We start from the raw sequence: 1,384 nt of genomic DNA, 5'->3' as shown, positions 1-1,384 counted from the left end.
AAAACGTATGGCCCGCCCCGTCGGCAAGTGGTTTCTCGGGTTCAGCTTGATCTGTCTGCACAAACGTATCCGGCCTTCCGGCGAGCCGTTGGCCAAGATGGAGAGCCGCGCGTCCTGGTCCTCATAAAGGGGCCGGCATCGAGTGCCATTTTTCAGCCAAGGGTTCCAAGACACCGGTTGACAGTCAGGCCATCTCCTTGTCGCCACCCACAGACGTCGAAGGCCGACGCTGGTTCCGCGTCAGCCGATCCGGTTTCAGGCCGCCACAGGCGCCGCGACGGGCGCCGCGGGCGCGGCCTTGTAGACATCGCCGTGCCGCAGCAGCGCCCACACGGTGCGGGCCATCTTAGCGGCCAGGGCCACCACGGCCGTGTTCAGATGCGCCCGGGCGAGCAGCCCGCGGAGCCAGACGCCCACCGGCGTGTCCCCCGCTTTCAGGGTCGGGAGCGCTGCCCGTGCGCCCTGGATCAGCATCTTGCGGAGGTACTTGCTCCCGCGCTTGGTGATGCCGAGCAGCTTCGGGCGGCCGCCCGTCGTCACCTGCCGTGGTACGAGGCCGAGCCAGGCCGCGAGGTCCCGGCCACGGGCGAAGGTGCCGGCATCGCCGACGGCCGCCACAAGGGCCGTTGCGTTCAGCGCGCCGATGCCGGGGATGGACAGCAGGCGCTTCGCCCCGTCCTGCGCCTTGGCGGCTGCGGCGAACTCCGCGTCGAAGGCCTTGATGCGCTCGTCGAGCGCGACCCACTGGCGGCGCATGTCGGCGATCAGTTCGTGGATCCGGGCTGCCAGGACGCGCTCCTTCCCGTCCAGCAGCTCGGCGAGGGCGACGGCCAGCCTGGCGCGCCCCTGCGCGACGATGTGGCCGCGCTCCAGCAGCAGGCTTCGGATCTGGTTCATCAGCGACGTCCGGTCGCCGACCAGCCTGTCGCGCACACGGTGGAGCGTCTGCATGTCGAGCTGCTCTTCCGACTTCAAGGTGACAAAGCGCATGGTGGGCCGGCCTGCGGCTTCGGCGATGGCTTCAGCGTCTCGATCGTCGTTCTTCTGCGCTTTGACGTAGGGCCTCACGTATTCAGGCGACATGAGCCTGATCTCAAATCCTTTGGCGGCCAGAGTGCGGCCGATGTGATGGGCACCGCAGCAGGCCTCCATGGCGATGATGCTGCCTGGATACTTGGAACAGAACGTGACGACGGCGTCACGGCGCATGCGCCGGCGCACCAGGACCTTGCCAGCCGCGTCCACGCCGACGAGGCTACACGACGTCTTGCCGAGATCGATGCCGATGATGGAAAGCTGCATGGTTCTGCTCCGTCCTCACCTGGGTTGCACCAGCATGCTATCAGCTGCTGCAGAGGGAGGGGCGGGCCATCCATAAAGGGGG

The 1,384-nt window shown here is 67.4% G+C and carries 1 protein-coding gene; it reads right to left on the bottom strand.

What is annotated here, in order from left to right; all coding sequences use genetic code 11:
• Positions 1 to 255: 255 nt before the first annotated feature.
• Complete coding sequence (locus tag D3273_RS27710; protein WP_129230265.1) at positions 256 to 1,302, bottom strand: IS110 family RNA-guided transposase; 1,047 nt, start codon at positions 1,300 to 1,302, stop codon at positions 256 to 258.
• Positions 1,303 to 1,384: the final 82 nt, after the last annotated feature.

The sequence above is a fragment of the Lichenibacterium minor genome, from assembly GCF_004137685.1.
GTDB lineage: Bacteria > Pseudomonadota > Alphaproteobacteria > Rhizobiales > Beijerinckiaceae > Lichenihabitans > Lichenihabitans minor.
This window is presented reverse-complemented; position numbering and strand designations above follow the sequence as displayed.

What these genes read in the sequence shown, in the direction of transcription:
- D3273_RS27710 (WP_129230265.1), bottom strand. Translation starts at nt 1,302, where the DNA reads ATGCAGCTTTCCATCATCGGCATCGATCTCGGCAAGACGTCGTGTAGC.